The organism is Allokutzneria sp. A3M-2-11 16 (assembly GCF_024213555.1).
Taxonomy (GTDB): domain Bacteria; phylum Actinomycetota; class Actinomycetes; order Mycobacteriales; family Pseudonocardiaceae; genus Allokutzneria.
In genome coordinates this window covers 2,610,732-2,629,860 of sequence record NZ_JANAVO010000001.1, presented here as the reverse complement: position 1 = coordinate 2,629,860, position 19,129 = coordinate 2,610,732, and the positions used below count along the sequence as shown (strand labels likewise).

Genomic DNA, 19,129 nt, shown 5'->3' with positions numbered 1-19,129 from the left:
GAGGCGACGTGACGAGCGAGAACACCGAGATCCCGCGATTCCCGATGACGCGCTGCCCGGGTTTCGACCCGCCCGCCGAGTACGAACGGTTGCGCGCGGAGCTGCCGGTGGCCCCGGTGCGGTTGCGGCACGGGCAGACCGCGTGGCTGGTCACCCGCTACGCGGACGTGCGCCGCGTGCTCAGCGACCCCGCGCGCTTCAGCTCCGATCCCGCGAAGCCGGGTTACCCGCAGCTGCGCCCGGTGGTGGACAAGGCGGCCAAGCCGGGCAGCTTCCTGGTCACCGATCCGCCGCTGCACACGAAGTACCGCAGGATTCTGGCCGCCGAGTTCAGCGCGGCCCGCATGGAGGCGCTGCGGCCCGCGGTCTCCGCGATCGTGGACGACTGCGTCGACGCGCTGTTCGCCGATGGCGCGCCCTCGGACGTGGTGCGGCACGTCTCGGTCCCGGTGCCCGCCAAGGTGATCAGCCTGCTGCTCGGCGTGCCAGAGTCCGACCAGGCGTTCTTCATCGACCGCAGCCGCCGCCACCTCGACCGCTCGCTACCGGCGGACCAGGTCGGCACCGCGCTCGCGGAGCTGGAGGACTACCTGGACCGGCTGATCGCCAAGCGCACCGCCGAGCCGGGAACGGATCTGCTCAGCCGCCTGGCTGTGCGGCACCTGCGCACCGGTGAGTTGACGCGCGAGGAGTTCGTCGGCATGTCGGTGCTGCTGCTCGTCGGAGGCTTCGAGACGACGGCCAACGCGATCGCGCTGTCGGTGCTGGCGCTGCACGAGCAACCCGGTCAGTGGGCGGACCTGGTGGCCGATCCGGACCGCGCGGCGGGTGCCGCCGACGAGCTGCTGCGCTACCTGGGACTGGCCCAGCACGGCGTGGTGCGGGCCGCGGTCGCGGACGTCGAGGTCGGCGGGCGGCTGATCAAGGCCGGGGAGGGCGTGATCGTCGCGCTGTCCTCGGCGAACCGCGACGCCGGGCACTACGCGGACGCGGACCGGCTCGACGTCTGCCGCCCGGCGGGCGACCACATGACCTTCGGCTGGGGGATGCACAAGTGCATCGGCCAGCACCTGGCGCGGTTGGAGCTGGAAGTGGTGCTGCGGACGCTGCTGCGCCGGGCTCCGGGGCTGCGGGTGGACACCGCGCTGGAGGAGCTGGAGTTCCTCATGGACGCGCCGTTCTACGGGGTCCGGGAACTGCCTGTGACCTGGTGAGATGGAATCGAGGGGATTGGCCTCCGCCGCCTTGGGGCCAATCCCCTCGAATCCGTGTCGCGCCCTTGTGTGAGCGCTCTCATAGAGTGACCCGGCGATCCGCCGGAGTCAAGCGTCACAAGCGGACAAATTTCAGAAAGCCCGCTCACCCAGGGCCGGGCGGATCACCCGGCGCTCGGTGACGATGGCGGTCACCAGGTCCGCGGGCGTCACGTCGAAGGCCGGGTTGACCGCGCCGGTGCCCGCCGGGGCCATCCGGCGGCCACCCACGACCAGCACCTCGTCGGGGTCGCGCTCCTCGATCTCGATCGCGGCGCCCTCGGGGGTCGCCGCGTCCAGCGTGGACTCCGGGGCGGCGACGACGAACGGGACGCCGGCCCGCGCGGCGGCCAGCGCCAGCGGGTAGGTGCCGACCTTGTTGGCCACGTCGCCGTTGGCCGCGATCCGGTCCGCGCCGACGATCACCGCGTCCACCATGCCCCGCGCGATCAGCCCGGCCGCGGCCCCGTCTGCCACCACGCGGTGCGGCAGCCCCAGTTCGGCCAGCTCGGTCGCGGTGATCCGCGAGCCCTGGAACAGCGGCCGGGTCTCGTCCGCGAAGACCATCCGGACCAGGCCGTCCTCCTGGAGCGAACGCACGACGCCGAGCGCGGTGCCCCAGCCGACGCACGCGAGCGCCCCGGCGTTGCAGTGGGTGTGCAGCGCCAGCGGCCGGTCGCCGAGCTGCTCACGCAGGAAGTCCGCGCCGCGCCTGCCCAGCTGCTTGTTCGCGGTGACATCGGCCGCGGCCAGGTCGAGCGCAGCGACGAGCACCGCGTCCGCGCCCTTGTCGACGAACGGGAGCACCTGCTCGACGCCCCAGCGCAGGTTGACCGCGGTCGGCCGGGCCGAGGCGATGAGTTCGGCGTCGCGCCGCACGCGATCCGGGTCGTAACCCTCCCGGGCGGAGACCGCCGCGGCCAGCGCGACGCCCAGGGCTCCGGCCGCGCCGAGCAACGGGGCTCCCCGGATGACCAGGCGTTTGATCGCGTCCACAAATTCGTCCACTGTGGACAATCGAAGCAGCCGGAGTTCCGGCAGCACGGTCTGGTCGATCGTCTCGACGTGTCCGTCGACCCAAGTGATGGTGGTCCGCTCCACGGGTTCCGTACGGTACGCGGTGATGCCGTCCTCGTTCAGCTCATTCAGCGACTCTGATTTCCCGGCCGAGCCCTACCCGGGCGCGCGGCCTGACGGTTCCTACGCGCACCACGACGGCCGGGGTGTCCTGCTGCGCCCGCGCGGCGGATCGTGGCTGGCCGGGGACACCGACCTGGACGACTGGCTGGCCGAGCGGGGAGCCGCGCCGCTGGCAGAACGGGTCCCGCTCCTGGTCTACGGCTCGAACCAGTGTCCGTCCAAGATCACTTGGTTGCGCGGGACGCTGCGCCTGCCGGGGCCCGCCGTCGTGCTGCGAGCCCGGTGCGCCGACCTGGCCGCGGTCTGGGCGAGCGGACTGCGCATGCGTGACGGCGCACGTCCGGCGACGCTGGCGTCCGCCCCGGGCGTCACGGAGACGCACGCGGTGTGGCTGGCCACGCGGGAGCAGGTCCGCGTGCTGGATGTCTGCGAGGGACGCGGAACGCGCTACGGGTTGGCGAAAGTCGGCAGTGGGACGATCACGCTGGATGATGGCTCCATTGTGGACGGTGCGCTCAGCTACGTCGGCTTGACCGAGATCCGCATGCCGCTGCTGCAGAACGGCGAGATGGTCCGCTGCGCGGACGTCGACCAGGCCGCGGCCCTCGCCCTGCAAGGAACCATCGGCCACCACGGCCTCTCAGTGTCCTTTTTGGACGGTGAGCCCGATCCGGACGAGTGGCCGGACCGGCTGTTCGTCTACGGCACGTTGCAGCCGGGAGCCTCGGCGTGGCGGCTGCTCGCACCGCTGGCGGTTGGACCGGGAACGACGCACCGCCTGCCGGGACGCCTCTTCGACACCGGCCTCGGTTATCCCGCGCTGCGACTCGGCGACGGGCCCGGAGTCCCCGGCAGCGTGATCGGCCTGCGCGATCCCGCCGCCGCGCTCCGGGTGCTCGACGAGTACGAGGGCGATGACTACCGCCGCGTCCGGGTCACCCTCGCGGACGGCCTGGTGGCGTGGACCTACGTCTGGACCGCGGCGGTCTCGGGAATGACGGAGCTGGCCTCCGGCTGGATGGTCTAGACATGCCGACTGGGCCGTTCCGGTGTACAACAACAGGGCCCGGGTACTCCTGGCAGGGAGGTCCTAGACATGCGTCGAATCGGACAGGCAGTCACTGGCAGCGCGGTCGCCCTGATGGCGATCACCGCGTGTGGCACACCCCCGCCCGCCCAGCCGGCGAACCCGCTCGTGGCCCCACCGCCCCCGGCGGCACCGGAGGTGAACGAGGCGGCCAAACCGCCGGCCGAGCCGCACCCGGCCGGGGCCAAGCCCGCTGACACCCGGTGCACCGCCGCCGATCTCAGCGGCGAGCTGCAGGACTCCGACGCGGGAGCGGGCCAGCGCTACGCGACGCTCGTCGTGACGAACAAGAGCGGCAAGTCGTGCACGCTCTTCGGCTACGGCGGAATGGAGCTGCGGCGCAAGGACGGCGAGCGCGTGCCGACGAAGGCCGAGCGCCAGGCCGATCCCGGGCCGAAGACGGTCATGCTCCCGCCGGGCCAGAAGGCGGGCAAGAAGCTGCACTGGAGCCCCGTCCCGGCCGGTGAGGAACCGACCGACGGGCCCTGCGCGCCGACCGCCGACGTGCTCGCCGTGACGCCGCCGGACGACACCAAGCAGTTCACGGTTCCGTGGACGAGCGGCTACGTCTGCAACGGCGGGAAGATTGACGGGACGGCGTACTTCCGCATTTAGTGCACGCATGCGTGCCAAGGCGGTTCTCATCACGGTGGTGTCCCTGCTCGCCATCGGCTCGATCTCCAGTGCGAGCCCGGAGGAGCGCGGCGGCGGCAGTCGGCTCGATCAGGTGAGCAGGCGCGGCGAACTCCGGGTGTGCAGCACGGGCGACTACCGCCCGTTCACCTACCTCGACCCCAAGACCGGGGTGTGGAGCGGGATCGACCTGGACATGGCGGGCGATCTCGCGAAGCGGCTCGGCGTGAAGATGACGATCGTGCCGACCACGTGGAAGACGCTGGTCGACGACTTCCGCAGACGCTGCGACGTCGCGGTGGGCGGGGTCTCGATCACGTTGGAGCGCGCGCGGCACGCGTTCTACAGCAAGGCGTACGTGGTGGACGGTAAGACGCCGATCACCCGCTGCGAGAACGCGGCGCGCTTCCAGACGCTGGAGCAGATCGACAAGCCGGGTGTGCGCGCGATCGTCAACCCGGGCGGCACCAACGAGCAGTTCGCCCGCGCCAACCTCAAGCAGGCCACCATCGTCGCGCACCCGGACAACAACACGATCTTCGAGGAGATCGTCGCGGGCCGGGTGGACCTGATGATCACCGACGCGGTCGAGACGCGCTGGCAGGCGAAGCTGCGGCCGGAACTCTGCGCGGTGCACCCGGAGAAGCCGTTCACCTTCTCGGAGAAGGCATATCTCGTCCCGCTCGGCGACGTGGTCTTCAAGCACTGGGTCGACCAGTGGCTCAACCTCGCGCTGCACGACGGCACCTACGAGCGGATCAGCAAGCCCTGGCTCGGCTGAACGAGAACGGACCGGAGCGCCCCCGAGCGCCCCGGTCCGTCCTGCTTCCGCCGATCAGCTGGTGGGAACGGCCCCGATCCCGTTCACCACGGCGGTCTTCACGGCGCTGTAGCTGCGCACCGTGCCGGGCTTGAGGCCGTACTCGGTCTCGGCCATCACCGAGCGCTCGCCGATGTACTGGCCGTTGGCCGGGTCAATGATGATCTCGCGGAACTCGGCGCCCTGGCGGACACCGAGCGCGGTCCCCTTGCGGTTGTCGAGGTTGGCGACGTCGGCGGTGACCGCCAGGCTCGGCACGAGCGCCAGCGCACGGTAGATGGTCGCCCTGATGTCCGCGGGAACCCGGCCGGAGTTCAGCAGCGAACCGACCGAGGTCACCACGGCCGCGTCACCCCCGGGGAACGAGGCGACGAACTTCTCGTACAGCTGCTTCGGGTCCTTCGGCAGCGCGGCGAGGAACTCCGGGGTGGGGTTGTACCAGTCCCCCTTGTCACAGGACTTGCGGCTTCCCACGGCGAAGTAGTCGAAGTCGCCGCACGGCGCCCGCCACTCACCGAGCAGCTGGCGCGGGGTGCTGGAGGCGGGCTCGCCCTTGCCCTCCAGGCCGGGGACCCACTTCTCCTTGCCGAGGTTCGCGCGGCGGTCCATCCACACCTGCCGCTCGTCGGCCGGGATCCACGTCTCCTGGAGGACTCCGCCGGTCGACGCGCCTCCGCTCTGGTAGGTCGTGATGCCCTCGGTGCGCGTGGCCCGGTAGCGGAACTGGCCGGGCGCGATCTTCGGGTCGGTGTTGGCCGTGGCCAGCTCGGCGGCCTTGTTCAAGGTCTCGACCGCTCGTGCGTGCGCCTCGCCGCTGCTGCCGTCGAAGGTCACCGTCTGGGAGACCAGGGCGCCGACCGTGAGGACGCCGACCGCGGCGGCGGCGACCAGCCACCGTCCGGGGCGGTGCTGCGACTGCGGCCGCGGAGCGCTCGGCGCGGGGGCTTCCTGGGTGATCGTCAACTCGTCCTCCGTTGCTTGCATGGCCGCGAACAGCCGGTCACGGCCCGACTGGAACGCGGTTTCGGTCATCTCGGGCACATCGGCGAGGTCGTCCAGACCCGCGTCCAGCGCTCGGTTCAGCTCTGCGTCACGCATGCCCGTTTCCCCGCTCTCTCTGGTTGACCCGCACCGCATGACGAAGGCTCTTCGCGTCCATCCGGGTGGCCAGCTGCTTGCGCAACCGCCCCCGGACGCGGTGCAGGCACGTGCGAACCGTGACCGGGTGCATGTCCAGCGACTCCGCGATCTCCGTCGGCGACAGATCCGTCCACGCCGACATCAGCAGCACGTCGCGGTCGCGCTCCGGCAGCTCGGCGAGCATCGGCGCGAGGTGTCCGGAGACCGCGCCCGCGTCGACGAGGTCCACGGCCCGGTCTCCGACGTCCGCGACCTCCTCGCGCCGCGCGCCGTCCCGGGTCCACGCCCGCAACCGCCGCTCCTCCGACCGGGCGTGCCGCCGCACCAGGTTCGTCGCGATCCCGTACATCCAGGCCCGCGCCGAGTCGCCGCCGAACTCGACGGAGTCCCGCTGCTGCCACAGCACCAGGAAGGTCTCCGCGACCAGGTCGTCGGCGACCTCGGTGCCGACCCGCCGGGCCAGGTAGCGGTGCAGCTGCCTGGCCGCGCTGTCGTAGAGCTCGGCCAACGCCGATTTCGGGTCCGGACGGCTCACCGCGGATCCCCTCGTCTGCGCCGGTGGCGCCACTGTTCGCACATCAGGTTCCTGCCCGGAGCCCACCGGGGCGTTCTACGAGTGTGACCACGGCCACAGCAGACCGGCCGTTCGCAGCTCTTGCGCGTGCTGTCACCCTCTTGGGGTACAAACGCGTAGCTCGGTTGGGAGCGTGGAGCATGGTCGGAGGGACGGTCCGCCAGTGGTGGTGGACGGCACCGGGCTGGCAGCGGCTCGGCGCGGCGGTCGCGGGCACAGCGCTCGGGCTCGGCGCGCTCGGGGGCACGGGCGCGCTGTTGCGCCCCAGCCCGACAGCGGTCCCGGCGGCGCTCACCGTCGTCCAGTCGACCCAGCCGACGACCAGCTCGGCCGAGACCACCACCCCGGTGACGACCACGGCGGAGACCACCACCGAGGCCCCACCGCCGCCGCCGACCACCAGTCAGGTGCCTCCGCCGAAGAAGTCGACCCAGCCGCCGCGCACGCAGGCCCCGCCGCCGAAGCCGACCGCGTCGACGAACCCGGCGTTCCCGAAGGCGGGCTCCCCCTGCCCCAAGGAAGGCGACTTCGCGATCAGCGACCAGGGGAAGGGTCTGCTGTGCTTGAAGGGCCCCGGGGACCAGCGACTGCGGTGGAGGCAGCTGTGAGCACCAAGACACGGCTGGGGTCCACTCCCCCGCGCGGCCTCCTGCTGGACGGCACCGTGCGCACCACCGGCTGGTTGATGATCGCGGGCAGGCCGGTCAGCTCGGGCGTGCTGGCGGCGATCGCGTTCGCCTTCATCCCCTTCGCGACGATGGCCTGGGGCGATGTCGGCTTCCTCCCGCTGTTCACCGCCGCGGCGGGCTACGGGATGTGGAAGCTGTACACGACGCTGGTCTGCCCCGCCTCGCGGGCGCGCAACCTCGGCCCCTGCCCGGCCTACCGCCTCGCGCCGGGGCAGGACGTGCGGTTGCACGGGGACATCGGCCCGGTGACCCGCCTCGTCGACGTGTCCCTGCACCCGGGCGGCCAGGTCCGTGTCGTGGTCAGCGGGGGCCGCGAGCTGCACTGGGCCGCCGACCGCCCCGTCCAACTGGTCCGCCTGGTCAACTGATGTCGCTGGAGGCGCTCAGGGCGGCGCTGCCGGGCTACGCGGAGGACATCGAGCAGAACCTGGGCTTGATGATCGACGGTTCGGCGCTGTCCGAACGGCAGCTGTGGGGCACCGTGGTCGCGGTGGCAGCCGCCGCCCGCAACGCCGTGGTGCTGCGCGAGCTCGTCGAGGAAGCCGCGGCGCACGTGCCCGCCGAGGTCGTCACCGCGGCGAAGGCGGCCGCGTCGATCATGGCGATGAACAACGTCTACTTCCGCGCCAAGCACGTGATCGGCGCGGACCTCCCCGCGCGGCTGCGCATGCGGGTGGTGGCGCGGCTGGGCGTTGACAAGATCGACTTTGAGCTGTGGTGCCTGGCGGTGTCGGCGATCAACGGCTGCGAGGTCTGCGTGCGGGCGCACCACGCGGCGCTGGACGTTTCCGCGGAGGCGGCGAACGACGCGCTGCGGATCGCCGCGATCGTGCACGCCGCGGCGGTCGCGCTGGACGCCGAGGTTTGAGCCGTCGCGCGGTCCCCGACCGGACTGCGCCACAATGGCTCCACGATGGTGGACGACGAGCTGGAGCTGCTGATCACCGTGGTGGTCGGCGCCGAACACGAACGACAGGCCCGCGCGGCCTGCCGTGAGCTGGTCAACCGCGTCGGGGGACGGATCGTGGAGGCCGGCGACTGCTCCGACGAGGAACCGGGCTGCTGGTCGGTGACGATCAGCAAGCCGAGCTCGGAGCGCGTCTCCGAGCACGTGACGGCCACCCTGGCCAGGGCGGTCCGCAGGTTCGTCCGCGAACTGGGGCCGGAGTTCGGCACCCCGCAGGTGGCCTGCGAGCTGCCGACCGCGTGGACCGTGCTCGACGACCCCAACACCATCGGCCGACTGGTGCCCAACTGCGAGCGCGTGCTGGTGGAGGCGTGGGTGGGTGGAAATCCACTCACCCACGAGTTCGCCGCCACCGCCGAGGACCCGGACGAGGTCCAGCCCGCCGCCGAGCGCGAGGCCCCGTGGGACTTCGAGGCCCCCGACGTCACGCACGTGCTGTGGCTGTCGGTGGACGTGGCCACGGACAGCCCCGCCAACGCGCAGTGGCAGGCCCGCGCCGTGGCCAGCCGCCTCGCCCGCTCCGCCCAGGTCGTGGAGTGCGCGGAGAGCGAGCCCGGGTTGCGCCGGGTGGACATCAACCTGGGCCCGGTGGTCTGCGAGAAGCCCGAGGTGCTCCAGGACGTCGTGCGCCCGCTCGGCCGCGAGGGCTGGGACATGCTCTGGGAAGGTGAGGCGGGCGCGATCACCTGGATCGCCGAATCCGCTCCCGCCAACGGCATCGCCGCGCTTCAACTCGCCGTCGAACCACTCCGCCGAGCCCCCGCCACGCCACCCCAAGTGGTCTAAACCAATCCCGTTTCGTACTCTTACCGGGCGAGAGAGCGCTCCCAAATCCCGGCAAGAGTACGAAACGGGAAAACAGCCGCGCTGGGTCAGTGGGCGGGGAGCCAGGTGGCGGTGAAGGGGCCCCAGTTGCCCGCGGCGTCCTTCGCGCGGACGTACGCGAGGCGCTTGGCGGTGTCCGCCGTGGGGACGACGCCGCCGATCTCCACGGTGGGACCCGTTCCGCGGACGTCGAGGGGTTGCGGGGTGCCACCGGCCCACGGGGCCTTGTCGAGGTAGATCTCCGCCGCCGCGATGTTCTGCGCAGCCGGACGACCGATGCCCGCCCTGCCGTAGGCGTCGTCATCGGCCTTCGCGGTGAAGGAAGCGAACTGGCCACGGGCGCGCGCGACGGTGATGCCGGAGACCGTGGGGCCCTGGGCCGCGACGTACGGCTGCGCAGCCACCTTTGCCGCGTACAGCAAGGCGTTCTCGTTCTCCCGCCAGAAGCGGTCCTGGCACGTGTAGGCCGGGTGGAAGCCGGAGCACTCGCCAGACGGCGGACCGACCTCGTAGGTGAAGGACGCGATGCCGAGCTTGTCGTAGGCCCAGTCGTCCGTGGTGCCCGACGCGTCGTAGAGGACCTCGCCCGGCTGACCGGCGTCGTAGCCGTTGTAGTGGTTCATCCGGAACGCCATCGAGCGGAGGCCGGAGTCGTTGGGCGCCTTGACGTTCCCGTCGTAACCCCACGGGAACAGCACCAGGTTCGAGTACGTGTGCAGCGTGATCATCGCGCCGCGGGTGGTGGCGGGCGCCGGGTCGGTCGGGGCCGGGCCGCGCTGGTCCGCGAAGAGCTTCGAGAACAGCGTCGAGAGCTGCGAGACCTCGGGCTCCGAAGCCGCCTTCGGTCCTTTGTAGACCTGGTTGCAGGTGCCGGTGGACGTACCCGCCTTGCCCCAGTTGGAGTCCCAGTTGCGGTTGAGGTCGATGCCGAACTGCGAGCCGGAGTTGCCGCGGCAGGGCTCGGCACCGTTGGTGTTGTTGATGTTCTTGCGCTGCCAGGAGTTGCTGGCGGGCCCCGTCTCGCCCTTCAAGCCGGACTCGACCCACTTGATGCCATCGGGATTCACTTGCGGCACAACCCAGATCTCCGTGCCGTCGAGCACCGCGGTCACGTCCGCGTCATCGGAGTAGCCGTCCACCAGCTTCGTGATGTAGCGCCACGCCAGCTCGCTCGTGGTCAGCTCGCGCGCGTGGATCTGCGCCATCAGCAGGAACCGGGGCTTCGTCGAGTTCGGGTCGGTCTTGCACCCGCTCGCCGCGTTCGCGGTGATGCACAACGCTTCCAAGGTGTTGCCCGCGCCCGGGTCCTGCGTCTTCTTCCACGAGTTCCCGTACTCGACGCGCCGCACCAGTGACGGGTAGGCAGCGGCGACGTCTCGGGTGAAGGCGTGAAAGCCTTCCACGGTGCGGTATCCGCCGTAATGGGTCGGATAGTCCTTGTCCGCCAAGAGCTTCGGCTTCGGGTAAGCCGCCGCGGCCACCACCGGCGCGGGGCCCGGTGTGCTGCGCACGACCGAGGCGCCTTCGGCGGCCAGCTCACCCCGGGTCCGCTTCGTGCCGAGGACCTGGACCTCGCCGCCCTTCCGGGAGACCACGTCGAAGCCCTTCTCGGCGAGCCGCCGGGCCAGCGCGGCCACGTCCTGGCCGGGCGCGGTGACGTCGAAGACCTGGGGCTGCTCGGCACCGGGGGCCGCGGTGGCGGCCGGCGCGAGGGCGGCCACCGCCAGCGCGACCGCGGTGGCGGCGAGAGCGCTGCGGAGACGACCTGAGCGTCTTGGCATGGAGGAGTTCCCTTCGTCATGGGTGACGGGAGAAATCCTGTTGTTCGGCGCCGACCGCCGACAATCCGCCAGACGGCCCACCGTCTCCACACGGAAATGCCGCCTGGGCGGCGGCACCAGTGGGTGAGTTAGGAATTTTCCTCGGTTTGCCTAGACACGTCATTCGGTTACCGGCTTGCGCTCATCGGAGCGCACCCGATCGGAAGACACACAGGTGGGGGCGTGGGCGATGGTGCCAGACGCCCTATCGGCCGATCTTGTTCCCTCGTGCTTGCGCGGTTGGACCGGACCGGTATTACTTTCGAAGTGCGGCCGGTGGGGCCCACAGGAGTCGGCCGCAGTGCACGAGGTGTTGAAAGGGCTGAAGCGACATGGCAAGCGTCGAGCAGGTTCGAGCGGGAATCAGCCTGGCCACCGAAAAGGCGAACGAGAGCATCGCCGCCCTCCAGCAGGCCGCCTCGGCCATCGAAGAAGCGCAGAACGCGTTCGTGCAGGCGTCCGAGGGCAGCGCCCAGGACGACGCCGAGAAGATCCAGGGCATGTTCACCCAGATGCTTGAGGACCTCAACAACGTGCAGAACGGCGTCACCCAGGCGATCTCGACCGCCGAGGACTACGCGAACCGGCTGTAGGCCGTGTCGGTCGCCGAACTGCGGGCCGCGTTCGAGGTGGTACGTCAGCACCTCGGCGCGGCCGGGCACCACGCGCGCGTCGCGGCGGAGAAGCTGGCGGAGGCCACCGAGGAGTTCACCGACGTGTCCTCCGGTCACCAGCGCTCGCTGCTGCCGCCGGAGCTGGCCAGGGCGGAGGAGCTGCTGGAGCGGCTGCTCGGCGCGCTGGCCGAGGGCGCGGAGGCGGTCGACGGTTTCGCGTCGGCACTGTGAGTTGCCGTGCCGTACCGTTGATAACTTGATCATGGGGACACCGACAACGCCGTTGGGGTGAGCGTTGAACAAGCGGACCGAACGCCGCAGGAAGATCGAGCACGCGTTCGAGGAGTTCCGCGAGACCGTGGGCCTTGCCCTCGGCGCGGCCGCCCGGGACCACTCGCGGGCGGCGGTGGCCCATGCCCGCAGCATGTTCGAGCTGTGGATCCGGCAGACCGGGGTCACCACGGCGGTCGACGACCCCACCTTCCGCCGCTGCCTGGACAACCCGCTGCTCAAGCCGGTGATCCAGCAGGCGCTCGACGAGTACCAGGGCATCTTCACCGGCTGGACCGGCCAGGGGCCGCTGGAGCTGCACCGACTGGTCACCGAGGCCGCGCCGGGACCGGCCGGGGAACCGTGGCAGACCTGGCTCGGGCACGCGGGCCAGCGCGACGGCAGCGCCGACCTGCCCGGTCTGTGGCGGGTCGGGTCGGCGGTGATCGACCGCGCGCCGGAGCGCGAGGAGTTCCCCGCCGCCGTCCCGTTGCTGGACGAGTCGCACCTGTCGTTCAGCTCCACCCCGGAGACGCGCGGGCACATCGAGGGCACCGTCGAGGCCTTGCTGCTGCGGCTGATCAGCTACTTCCAGCCGGGAACGGTGCAGCTGCACGTCTGGGACGTCGCCCAGCTCACCGGTGCGCTGCCCGGGCTCTACCCGCTGGCCAGGGCCGGGCTGCTGACCGTGCACGACCCGGCGCGGCTGCACGAGCTGCTGGACGAGTTCGCCGAGCACATCCGGCGCATCCACACCAGCGTGCTCGTCGACGGCAGGCCGTCGCTGCGCGCGGTGGCCGACGCGACCGGCAAGCGCGGTGAGCCGTGGCGGGTGGCCGTGCTCTTCGGCAACCGCACGGCGCTGGAGGAACAGCTCCAGCAGAAGCTGCAACGCATCGCCCGCAACGGCCTCGCCTGCGGCATCCAACTGATCCTGGTCGACCTGCCGATCACCGTGAACTCGCCGCTGGAGACGATCCGGGTGGGCAAGGACGGCATCGTCCGCTGCTCGATGACCGGCCCGCACGCGTCGGTCGCGCTCGACCCGCAGCTGCCCCGCGAGCAGGTCACCAGGGCCTGCGGGGCGATCTCCGAGGCGCTGCTGGAGCGCAGGAGCCGGGTCTGCACCTTCGACGACCTGCTGCCCGAGTCGCGGTGGCACTCCGCTTCGGCCTCCGGGCTGGAGGCGCCGATCGGCTACCACGACGGCGAACCGGTCTCGATGGTCATCGGCGACGCCTCACCGCACGTGCTCGTCGGCGGGCCGAGCGGTTCCGGCAAGACGAACTTCCTGTACGCGATGCTCGGCGCGCTGGTCTCCCGCTACTCCCCCGACGAGCTGGAGCTGTACCTGCTCGACTTCAAGGAGGGCGTGTCCTTCGCGCAGTTCACCCCCGGCCGCAAGGACCCGAGCTGGCTGCCGCACGCGCGGCTGGTCGGCGTGAACGTCAACGCGGACCGGGAGTTCGGCCTGGCGCTGCTGAGGTTCCTCGCCGAGGAGATGCGGCGGCGGGCGGACGCGGCCAAGCACCACGAGGTCACCAAGCTGGAGGAGCTGCGCGCCGAGGACCCGTCCGGCCGCTGGCCCAGGATCGTGGCGGTGATCGACGAGTTCCAGTACCTCTTCGCCGAGCGGGACGCGGTGACCAGCCGCGCGGTCGGGCTGCTGGAGGACGTGGCGCGGCGCGGCCGGTCGCAGGGCATCCACCTGGTGCTCTCCAGCCAGGACGTCTCCGGCATCGAGGCGTTCTGGGGCAAGCCGGCGATCTTCGAGCAGTTCGTGCTGCGGGTGGCGCTGCCCAAGGCGCGGCGGGTGCTCGCCGAGACCAACATGGCCGCCATGGAGGTCCCGCGCAGGCACGCGGTGATCAACCACGACTCCGGTGTGCGGCACGGCAACGAGGTCGCGCGCGTGCCGGACGCGACGAGCAAGGGCACCTTCGACGCGCTCCAGCTCGAACTGTGGCAGCGGCGCACGGAGAACCTGGCAGAGCCGTTGCTCTTCGACGGCGAGAAGGTGCCCCGACTGTCCACTGTGGACGACTTCGTGGCGCTCAGCCCGGGAGCCGTCGTGCCGACCGCGTTGCTCGGCCAGGTCATCGACGTCAGCGGCAGTGCGGCGAAGGTCCGCCTGGTCCGCTCCCCCGGGCGCAACATCGCGGCGATCGGCTCGGTGGCGCGGGACGCCACCGGAGTGCTCGGCGCGGCGGCGCTTTCGCTTTCCCGGCAACATGATCCGGGCGACGCGGAGTTCACCGTCGCCTACCTGACAGAGGACGCGACGGAGAGCGCCAAGGCGCTGGCCGACGAGCTGAAGACCGCGGGGCACGGTGTCGACGTGATCGACCTCGACGGCATCCGGGCCAAGCTGGACGGGCTCGCCGAGGGGCTGACCGCGCGGTTGTCCGGCACCGGAACCGAGACCCCGCGCCCGCACTACGTGCTGCTCTACGCGATCGACGCGGCATATCCGTTGCTGGAGCAGAAAAATCCGACCACGCGTCAGTCCGGTTTGGACACGATGAAGTTCGTGCTCAAGCACGGCCCGGAGTTCGGCACGCACGTCATCGGCTGGTGGCGCAGCGCCCAGCGGCTCAAGAGCTCGCTGATCGGCGGCGCGCTGGACGACATCGGCAGCTGGGTGGCGCTGGACGTGCACGGGCAGGAGCTGTCGAGCCTGGCCGCCGGGCAGATCATCAGCTGGGCGCCGCGACCGCGCCGCGGCCTGTTCTTCGACCGGTTCGAGCACGCCAGACCCGAGGTCGTGATCCCCTTCGACATCACCGGAGGTCAGCTGTGAGCGAGGGCGTCTCCGCGAGCCAGCGGTACCGCGAGATCACCGGCCGGGTGGACGAGGCCGTGCAGCGCACGCGCGCCCGGGACAAGGAACGCGCGCGTCAGCTGGAGCTTGAGGTGGAGCGCAACGGCGAGCGGTTGGCGCGCGCCGCCGACCGCGAACGGCTGGTGCGGATGAGCGTGGAAACCCAGTGGGAGACCGCGGTAGAGGCCCTGTGGGACGAGCGGTGGCTCACCATCAAGCCGCTCCCCAAGCCCGCCGAGTCCGTCCCCGCCGCCGACCAGAACCACTTCGACGGCGAGGTCGAGCGCACCCGCCAGGCCCTCGAAGAGGTACTCGCCAAACGAACGCTCCTCCGCCCGCGCAAACGCGACTGACCGTGGTCGGGGCGTCTTCAAGTACCCCCAACCCCACCAAAAAACGTCTCAAACCACAGCAAACCCCCGGTTCCCCGGAGCGGGGGGTTAGGTGCCGTTTGAGACGTCTGGGAGGGGGGTCGGGGGTACTTGAAGACGCCCTAACCTGGCTGGCGGAGGATGGGGCGGCGTTGCCACACGGTCCACAGTGGACGGTAGCCCTGGCGGTACCAGAAGGGCGTGGAGAACTCGTTGGTCAAGATGTGCTCCATGAGCGTGACGGGTGCGCCGACCGCGTCCAGCCGGGAGTGCATCTCCGAGACCAGGGCGCCCGCCACACCGCCGGAGCGCGCCGAGGGGCGGACGAAGAGCTTGCTGAGGTAGGCGGTCGGCTCCGCGAGGACCATCGCCTGCGCCCAGCTCGCGCGCTCCCCGGCCTCCGCCTCGACGAACCCGAGAACCTCATCGTCGCGTGCGGCAACGAGAACGATGCCCTCCGCCACTGACTCCCGCATCTCCTTGGCGAGCACCTCGCGCGCGTTCTGCCGCTCGGTGACCAGGCCGTAGCGCGCGTCATGACTGTGCAGCGCAACGGAAAGCTCAGTGAGCGCCGGGATGTCCGCCTCCACAGCCGCACGGATCTCGTGCGGGCTGACAGGCGACGGGATCGGGCGCCCGATCGGCCGGATGGCCACGACCGACGCGGGCGAGAAGCCGTGGAACACCAACTCGCGCACGGCGAGGCTGTCGCGGCTCGGCCAGTTGATGATCGCGGCCTCGTCGCGGTCGCCCGGCGTGCACGCCTCGGCGAGGTGCTTGTCCCACTCGTCGAGCAGCGGGCCGAGCTCGTCGGGAGTGCCGTTGCTCAGGCGAACCCGGAGGACGTGCCGGCGAGCCGCCGCCCACAGCGCGACATCGGGACTGCTGTGCTCGACCGTGAAGAACCCGACCGCGCCCGGCACGTCGATGCGCTGGGTGTGATCCGGCGGCGTGATCACGGGAAAGAGCGGGTCGAGCGCCGCGAGTCGGGCGCAGTGCTTCCGGACGACGTCGCTCATGGGGACTTCATACCGCCGTCCGGCTCACGTGTCTCCCGATTTCAGGCGTAGAGCTCCCCGTTCGCGGCGACCAGGTTGCCCGCGCGGACCACGAGCGTGCGCACTTCGCGGTCCATCACCGCCGCGGCCACGGAGTCACCGGGGACCACGACGAGATCGGCGGAGTCGCCTTCGATCATGCGGTGCCGGTCGACGCCGAGCGCGTGCGCTCCACCCCTGGTGGCGATGTCCACGCACATCTCGATCTCGTCGTCGGCCCGGAAACCGCTGCGGTAGGCCAGCTGCCACGCGCGGTCGAGCATGTCGCCGTTGCCGTACGGGGACCAGTAGTCGCGGATGCCGTCCTGGCCGAGGCCGATGCGCACCCCGGCCCGGCGCAGGCGGCGCAGCGGCAACGGCTCCCTCCGTCCACTTACGACAGTCGTGATGGCGATGTCGTTGGCGGCGATCAGGTCGATCAGCGAGACCTGTCGATCGGAGTCCACAGTGGACAGTGCGAACGCGTGGCTGATCGTGACCTGGCCCGCCATCCCGAGCGCGGCGGTGCGCTCGCAGATCAGCTCGATCTCGAAGGCGCCCAGCTCGCCGGGGTCGTGCAGGTGGATGTCCACCCCGCGCTGGTGCCGTTCGGCGAGGCCGAAGACGATGTCGAGGTGGCGCACGGGATCGCGGTCGTAGCCCGCCGGGTCGATGCCGCCGACGAGGTCCGCACCCGCGCGCAGCGCCTGGTCGAGCAGGTCCTCCGTGCCCGGGTCGCGCAGGATTCCGCACTGCGGGAAGGCGACCACCTGCACCGTCGCCCGCGCGGCGTGGGCCTCCTTCGCCGCGAGCACGCCTTCGAGACGTTCGAGCCCGGAGTCGGTGTCGACCTGCGCGTGGCTGCGGACCAGGGTCGCACCGGCCGCGATCGTGCGGCCGAGGGTGTGGGTGGCCCGCTCGGCGACGCCCTTCTCCGCCGAGCGCCAGTTCGCGCGGTCGTTGTCGATCAGCCCGGCCAGGCCAGGACTCGCGGTGTGCTCGCGGAACGGCAGGCCGAGGCGGGTCGAGTCGAGGTGCGCGTGCGCGTCGGCGAACGCGGGCAGCAGCACCCCGCCGCGCCCGTCCACCACGGCGATGCCGTCCGGGGCCGGGATGTCGGAGTTGATCGCGGCAATGCTGCCGCCCTTGCAGAGGACATCCGTCTCGGGCCCACCGGCGGTGTGGGGCCAGGGTCGCACCGAACGGATCAGGAGATCACCGGTCACCCAGGCCACACTATCCCGCTACACCCGACGAAGCAGCATCGACTTCCGTGTACGTCTTCAGATCCACGTACCGCTCACGTGGTGGACCGTGCGCAGCCTCCTGGTCTGCGGCACGGTTGTCGCTGCTCAGCTCCACACTGGCGCTGACGTTCGGACCCGGCCTGCCACCGTGATCACTGGAGCGGTTTTGCGTCGCCGACGAGTTTTCCCGGGTTGAGCACGCCCGTCGGGTCGAGTCGCTGCTTCACCGCGCGCAGCACTTCGAGCCCCAGGTCACCGATCTCCGCCCCGAGCCACGGCGCGTGGTCCACACCCACCGCGTGGTGGTGGCTGATCGTGCCGCTGTGCCGGACGATCGCCTCGCACGCGGCGACCTTGGCGCGCTGCCACTGCCCCAGGGGATCGTCGGCGGAACGCGGGGTCAACGTCGTGAAGTACAGCGACGCGCCGGTCTCGTACGCGTGCGAGATGTGGCACATCACGACCGGGCTGCTGCCGTGCGTGCCAAGGGAATCGATCAGAGCTCCTCGTACGGCCGTGCGCAGCGCGGTCAGGTTCGACCAGGTCGCGGCGGTCTCCAGCGTCTCGACGCACACGCCCGCGTCGAGCAGCACGTCCCGTTGCCGGGGCCCGTTGAACCGCCCCTTGCGCCACGTCTCACCGAGCGCGCGGCCGACCGCGACCGGCCGGAAGCGCTTGAGCTTGTGCAGCGCCGCCGCGCGACGCGTTGCCAGCTCTCTCGGCGACCCGGTTTCCCAGCCCAGGATCAGCACGCACGGCTCCACGACGCCACGCGCACGCAGATATGCCTTGAGCGCCTTGACCTTCCAGCCTCCGGACAGCTCGAAAGACACCTCGGTTTCGTCCACATCGGACAGACGCGTGACGTCCGCGAGCGCTCTGCCCTGGGCCAGTTCGCGAACCGCGTCCGCCCCACGGTCCCACCCGTCGAGGATGAAGCCTTCATAGTGCTTGACGCTCGGGGTCTGCCGAACGCGCAGCGTCAGCTCGGTGACCACGCCGAACAGGCCCTCGCTGCCGATGACCAAGCGCTTCAGGTCCGGCCCCGCCGCCGACGCCGGCACTCCGCCGAGCCGCATTTCCCCTTGTGGCGTGGCCATTCGCACTCCGATGACCATCTCTTCGAAGCGCCCGTACCCGGCCGATGCCTGGCCGGACGAGCGAGTCACCGCGAACCCGCCGAGCGTCGCGCGCTCGAAGGACTGCGGGAAGTGCCCCAGGGTGAAGCCGTGCGCGGCCAGCAACCGCTCCGCGTCGGGCGCGCGAACTCCGGCGCGGAACACCGCCGTGCGCGAGACCGGGTCGACCGACACCAGCTGGTCGAGGTGGACGAGGTCGAGTGAGATCACCGCGTTCTTGTTGCCCCGCAAGGCGTTCACGCCGCCGACCACGGACGTGCCGCCGCCGAAGGGAACCACGGCGATGTCGTGCTCGACGCAGACTTCGAGCACTCGCTGCACCTGCTCGGGGTCGGCGGGCAGCACGACGGCGTCCGGCGTGTCGGGTTCGCCCGCGCCGCGGCGCCGCATCAAGTCCACATAGGACAGTCCACCCGCGCGGCCGAGCCGGGCATCGCGATCCACCAGCACGTGCGCTTCGCCGACCACCTCCGCGAGCGCCGTCCGCGCTGCCGACCCGAGCCGCGAGTCGGCGACGGCGAGGATCGAACCGGGTGCCGCCGGGGTGATCGTGGTGCCGAGGCCGGTGCGGGAGCGCAACCAGCGCAGCGCGTGCGGCGGCAGGTGCGCTTCGGCGGCGGGGGCCGAGGTCCAGCTCCCGCGAAGGGTGTGGTCGATGCGCTGGTTCACGGCTAGAGTGTGA

General features: G+C 71.0%; 19 protein-coding genes. 12 read left to right on the top strand and 7 right to left on the bottom strand.

The genetic code is table 11. From position 1 onward, the window contains the following. Positions 1-8 precede the first annotated feature (8 nt). Positions 9-1,214 carry a cytochrome P450 gene (locus NLX83_RS13005; protein WP_254235075.1) on the top strand — a complete coding sequence of 402 codons (1,206 nt, stop codon included), beginning with the start codon at positions 9-11 and terminating at the stop codon, positions 1,212-1,214. A 132-nt stretch (positions 1,215-1,346) separates the two neighbouring features. Here the strand turns inward: NLX83_RS13005 and mtnA are convergent, their stop codons facing one another. Continuing rightward, positions 1,347-2,354, bottom strand: coding sequence for an S-methyl-5-thioribose-1-phosphate isomerase (gene mtnA, locus NLX83_RS13000; protein WP_254235074.1), 1,008 nt, complete (start codon positions 2,352-2,354; stop codon positions 1,347-1,349). A gap of 22 nt (positions 2,355-2,376) precedes the next feature. On the opposite strand from mtnA, the gene NLX83_RS12995 reads away from it, so the two are divergent. From NLX83_RS12995 to NLX83_RS12985, 3 genes are all read left to right on the top strand, one after another. After that, a complete protein-coding gene (locus tag NLX83_RS12995) occupies positions 2,377-3,420 on the top strand; it encodes a gamma-glutamylcyclotransferase family protein (protein ID WP_254235073.1) in 1,044 nt (347 codons plus the stop codon). A gap of 69 nt (positions 3,421-3,489) precedes the next feature. Further along, on the top strand, positions 3,490-4,095 hold the full coding sequence (locus NLX83_RS12990) for a DUF4232 domain-containing protein (protein WP_254235072.1): 606 nt from the start codon (positions 3,490-3,492) through the stop codon (positions 4,093-4,095). A gap of 7 nt (positions 4,096-4,102) precedes the next feature. Next, a complete protein-coding gene (locus NLX83_RS12985; protein ID WP_254235071.1) occupies positions 4,103-4,894 on the top strand; it encodes a transporter substrate-binding domain-containing protein in 792 nt (263 codons plus the stop codon). 54 nt (positions 4,895-4,948) lie between these two features. Here NLX83_RS12985 and NLX83_RS12980 read toward each other — a convergent pair whose 3' ends face one another. Both NLX83_RS12980 and NLX83_RS12975 read right to left on the bottom strand, forming a co-directional pair. Continuing rightward, complete coding sequence (locus tag NLX83_RS12980) at positions 4,949-6,031, bottom strand: CU044_5270 family protein (protein ID WP_254235070.1); 1,083 nt, start codon at positions 6,029-6,031, stop codon at positions 4,949-4,951. Next, positions 6,024-6,608: an RNA polymerase sigma factor gene (locus tag NLX83_RS12975; protein ID WP_254235069.1), complete on the bottom strand. Its 585-nt coding sequence runs from the start codon at positions 6,606-6,608 to the stop codon at positions 6,024-6,026. The genes NLX83_RS12980 and NLX83_RS12975 overlap by 8 nt, the downstream gene beginning before the upstream one ends. 179 nt (positions 6,609-6,787) lie before the next feature. Between NLX83_RS12975 and NLX83_RS12970 the strand changes: the two genes are divergently transcribed. The 4 genes from NLX83_RS12970 to NLX83_RS12955 are packed head-to-tail and all read left to right on the top strand — an operon-like array spanning position 6,788 to position 9,089. After that, entirely contained in the window at positions 6,788-7,255 is a 468-nt protein-coding gene (locus NLX83_RS12970) for a hypothetical protein (RefSeq protein WP_254235068.1), read from the top strand. After that, positions 7,252-7,704 carry a hypothetical protein gene (locus NLX83_RS12965; RefSeq protein ID WP_254235067.1) on the top strand — a complete coding sequence of 151 codons (453 nt, stop codon included), beginning with the start codon at positions 7,252-7,254 and terminating at the stop codon, positions 7,702-7,704. Before NLX83_RS12970 ends, NLX83_RS12965 begins: the two co-directional genes overlap by 4 nt. Next, positions 7,704-8,204: a carboxymuconolactone decarboxylase family protein gene (locus tag NLX83_RS12960; RefSeq protein ID WP_254235066.1), complete on the top strand. Its 501-nt coding sequence runs from the start codon at positions 7,704-7,706 to the stop codon at positions 8,202-8,204. The genes NLX83_RS12965 and NLX83_RS12960 overlap by 1 nt, the downstream gene beginning before the upstream one ends. A gap of 45 nt (positions 8,205-8,249) precedes the next feature. Further along, the gene (locus NLX83_RS12955; RefSeq protein ID WP_254235065.1) at positions 8,250-9,089 is read left to right on the top strand and encodes a hypothetical protein; all 840 of its coding nucleotides are present in this window, start codon (positions 8,250-8,252) and stop codon (positions 9,087-9,089) included. Positions 9,090-9,175: 86 nt separating this feature from the next. Here NLX83_RS12955 and NLX83_RS12950 read toward each other — a convergent pair whose 3' ends face one another. Then, positions 9,176-10,909, bottom strand: coding sequence for a M14 family zinc carboxypeptidase (locus NLX83_RS12950; protein WP_254235064.1), 1,734 nt, complete (start codon positions 10,907-10,909; stop codon positions 9,176-9,178). 371 nt (positions 10,910-11,280) lie between these two features. On the opposite strand from NLX83_RS12950, the gene NLX83_RS12945 reads away from it, so the two are divergent. From NLX83_RS12945 to NLX83_RS12930, 4 genes are all read left to right on the top strand, one after another. Beyond that, positions 11,281-11,541 carry a hypothetical protein gene (locus NLX83_RS12945; RefSeq protein WP_254235063.1) on the top strand — a complete coding sequence of 87 codons (261 nt, stop codon included), beginning with the start codon at positions 11,281-11,283 and terminating at the stop codon, positions 11,539-11,541. A gap of 3 nt (positions 11,542-11,544) precedes the next feature. Then, positions 11,545-11,793, top strand: a complete 249-nt coding sequence (locus tag NLX83_RS12940) for a hypothetical protein (RefSeq protein WP_254235062.1) — start codon at positions 11,545-11,547, stop codon at positions 11,791-11,793. A 64-nt stretch (positions 11,794-11,857) separates the two neighbouring features. After that, positions 11,858-14,632, top strand: a complete 2,775-nt coding sequence (locus NLX83_RS12935) for an FtsK/SpoIIIE domain-containing protein (RefSeq protein WP_254235061.1) — start codon at positions 11,858-11,860, stop codon at positions 14,630-14,632. Beyond that, entirely contained in the window at positions 14,629-15,006 is a 378-nt protein-coding gene (locus tag NLX83_RS12930; RefSeq protein WP_254235060.1) for a hypothetical protein, read from the top strand. The genes NLX83_RS12935 and NLX83_RS12930 overlap by 4 nt, the downstream gene beginning before the upstream one ends. A gap of 140 nt (positions 15,007-15,146) precedes the next feature. Here NLX83_RS12930 and NLX83_RS12925 read toward each other — a convergent pair whose 3' ends face one another. The 3 genes from NLX83_RS12925 to NLX83_RS12915 all read right to left on the bottom strand — a co-directional run bounded on the left by NLX83_RS12925 (position 15,147) and on the right by NLX83_RS12915 (position 19,116). Further along, positions 15,147-16,043 carry a GNAT family N-acetyltransferase gene (locus tag NLX83_RS12925; RefSeq protein WP_254235059.1) on the bottom strand — a complete coding sequence of 299 codons (897 nt, stop codon included), beginning with the start codon at positions 16,041-16,043 and terminating at the stop codon, positions 15,147-15,149. 41 nt (positions 16,044-16,084) lie between these two features. Continuing rightward, positions 16,085-17,287, bottom strand: a complete 1,203-nt coding sequence (locus tag NLX83_RS12920; protein ID WP_254235058.1) for an amidohydrolase — start codon at positions 17,285-17,287, stop codon at positions 16,085-16,087. 173 nt (positions 17,288-17,460) lie between these two features. Next, positions 17,461-19,116, bottom strand: coding sequence for an FAD-binding oxidoreductase (locus NLX83_RS12915; RefSeq protein ID WP_254235057.1), 1,656 nt, complete (start codon positions 19,114-19,116; stop codon positions 17,461-17,463). Positions 19,117-19,129 lie beyond the last annotated feature (13 nt).

Excerpts from the sequence above, each read along its gene's own strand:
- NLX83_RS12995 (WP_254235073.1), top strand. The coding sequence starts at position 2,377 with ATGCCGTCCTCGTTCAGCTCATTCAGCGACTCTGATTTCCCGGCCGAG.
- NLX83_RS12990 (WP_254235072.1), top strand. The coding sequence starts at position 3,490 with ATGCGTCGAATCGGACAGGCAGTCACTGGCAGCGCGGTCGCCCTGATG.
- NLX83_RS12985 (WP_254235071.1), top strand. The coding sequence starts at position 4,103 with ATGCGTGCCAAGGCGGTTCTCATCACGGTGGTGTCCCTGCTCGCCATC.
- NLX83_RS12980 (WP_254235070.1), bottom strand. The coding sequence starts at position 6,031 with ATGCGTGACGCAGAGCTGAACCGAGCGCTGGACGCGGGTCTGGACGAC.
- NLX83_RS12970 (WP_254235068.1), top strand. The coding sequence starts at position 6,788 with ATGGTCGGAGGGACGGTCCGCCAGTGGTGGTGGACGGCACCGGGCTGG.
- NLX83_RS12960 (WP_254235066.1), top strand. The coding sequence starts at position 7,704 with ATGTCGCTGGAGGCGCTCAGGGCGGCGCTGCCGGGCTACGCGGAGGAC.
- NLX83_RS12955 (WP_254235065.1), top strand. The coding sequence starts at position 8,250 with ATGGTGGACGACGAGCTGGAGCTGCTGATCACCGTGGTGGTCGGCGCC.
- NLX83_RS12950 (WP_254235064.1), bottom strand. The coding sequence starts at position 10,909 with ATGCCAAGACGCTCAGGTCGTCTCCGCAGCGCTCTCGCCGCCACCGCG.
- NLX83_RS12945 (WP_254235063.1), top strand. The coding sequence starts at position 11,281 with ATGGCAAGCGTCGAGCAGGTTCGAGCGGGAATCAGCCTGGCCACCGAA.
- NLX83_RS12925 (WP_254235059.1), bottom strand. The coding sequence starts at position 16,043 with ATGAGCGACGTCGTCCGGAAGCACTGCGCCCGACTCGCGGCGCTCGAC.